This window comes from Pseudomonas sp. TJI-51 (genome assembly GCF_000190455.2).
GTDB lineage: Bacteria > Pseudomonadota > Gammaproteobacteria > Pseudomonadales > Pseudomonadaceae > Aquipseudomonas > Aquipseudomonas juntendi.
This window is the reverse complement of sequence record NZ_AEWE02000165.1, coordinates 1-1,989: the sequence shown is the minus strand read 5'-3', so window position 1 is coordinate 1,989 and position 1,989 is coordinate 1. Positions and strand designations below refer to the sequence as shown.

Here is a 1,989-nt window from a genome sequence, read left to right as displayed (position 1 = left end):
CCAGCCATAAAATCTCGCTCATACGCTTTTTTTAAGCATTCCTCTCAATTTTTTCCGAACGCTTGCCATCCCCCACCCCACTGGTTAAGTTTGAAGGCATGAAAACCTTCAGCACCCTCATCCTGCTCCGACAACATCGCAGCCTCAGCCTGGTCAGCGCACGACTACCAGGCTGAATCGCGTCGCCTCGCCTCTTCATCTTGTTATCGCTCGGCAGGCCCGATTTCGGCCGCACACAAAAGGATTGCTTCCATGTCCATGCTCAAAGACCCTTCGAAAAAATACCGCGCCTTCCCGACTATCGACCTGCCTGACCGCACCTGGCCGTCGAAGACCATCACCGCAGCGCCCATCTGGTGCAGCTCCGACTTGCGTGATGGCAACCAGTCGCTGATCGAGCCGATGGATTCGGAGAAGAAACTGCGCTTCTGGAAGACCCTGGTCCAGGTGGGCGTGAAGGAAATCGAAGCGGCGTTCCCGTCTGCCTCGCAGACCGATTTCGACTTCGTGCGCACCCTGATCGAAGACGGCCACATCCCGGACGACACCACGATCCAGGTTCTCACCCAAGCCCGTGAAGACCTGATCGCGCGTACCTTCGAGTCGCTGCGTGGCGCGAAAAAGGCCATCGTCCACCTGTATAACGCCACCTCCCCGGCGTTCCGCCGCATTGTCTTCAACCAGGACAAGCAAGGCGTGAAAGACATCGCGGTGAATGCCGCCAAGCTGTTCGTCAAGTATGCCGCCCAGCAGCCCGAAACCCACTGGACCTTCCAGTACTCGCCAGAAACCTTCAGCGCGACCGAAATGGAATTCGCCAAGGAGGTGTGCGACGCGGTCATCGAGGTGTGGAACCCGACGCCAGAGCACAAGGTCATCCTCAACCTGCCGGCCACCGTGGAAGTCTCCACGCCGAACATCTACGCCGACCAGATCGAATGGTTCTGCCGCAATGTCAGCCGCCGCGACAGCGTGATCATCAGCCTGCACTGCCACAACGACCGTGGCACCGGCATTGCCGCCACCGAACTGGGCCTGATGGCCGGCGCCGATCGCGCCGAAGGCTGCCTGTTCGGCAACGGCGAGCGGACCGGTAACGTCGACCTGGTGACCTTGGCACTGAACCTGTACACCCAAGGTATCGACCCGCTGCTGGACTTCTCCGACATCGACGGCGTGCGTAAGGTGGTCGAAGAGTGCAACCAGCTGCCCGTGCACCCACGCCACCCTTATGTCGGCGACCTGGTACACACTGCGTTCTCCGGCTCGCACCAGGACGCCATCCGCAAGGGCTTCGCCAAGCAGCAGGAAGGCGAGCTGTGGGAAGTGCCGTACCTGCCGATCGACCCGGCCGATATCGGCCGCAGCTACGAGGCGGTCATCCGCGTCAACAGCCAGTCGGGCAAAGGCGGCATCACCTACCTGCTCGAGCAAGAGTACGGTATCAGCCTGCCGCGCCGCATGCAGATCGAGTTCAGCCAGGTTGTGCAGGGTGAAACCGACCGTTTGGGCCTGGAAATGACCGCTCAGCAAATCTACAGCCTGCTGCACAAGGAATACCTGCAGGCCAACGCGCCATACGCCCTGGTCAGCCACCGCCTGCAGGAAGAAAACGGCCACAGCGCCGTGGAAGTGGAAGTCGCCGGCGAAGGCGAAACCACCCTGCACTGGCGCGGCAAGGGCAATGGCGCCCTGGAAGCCCTGGTTGCCGGCCTGCCGGTTGCCGTGGAGATCATGGACTACAACGAGCACGCGATTGGTGCTGGCACCAACGCCAAGGCGGCGGCCTACATCGAGTTGCGCGTGGCCGGTGGCCGCCCGGTGCACGGTGTGGGTATCGACGAAAACATCACCACCGCCAGCTTCAAGGCATTGTTCAGCGCCCTGAACCGCTCGTTGAGCCAGCAGGAAGCCAAAGCGGCCTGAGCCCTGCCTGCTGAATGAGAAAGCCCGCATCGTTTGATGCGGGCTTTTTTGTTGGCCTTGTAC

At 61.0% G+C, this 1,989-nt stretch carries 1 protein-coding gene; it reads left to right on the top strand.

The window, feature by feature from the left end; all coding sequences use genetic code 11:
- The first annotated feature begins 252 nt into the window (after nucleotides 1-252).
- Entirely contained in the window at nucleotides 253-1,926 is a 1,674-nt protein-coding gene (gene leuA, locus G1E_RS25865) for a 2-isopropylmalate synthase (RefSeq protein WP_009683414.1), read from the top strand.
- Nucleotides 1,927-1,989: the final 63 nt, after the last annotated feature.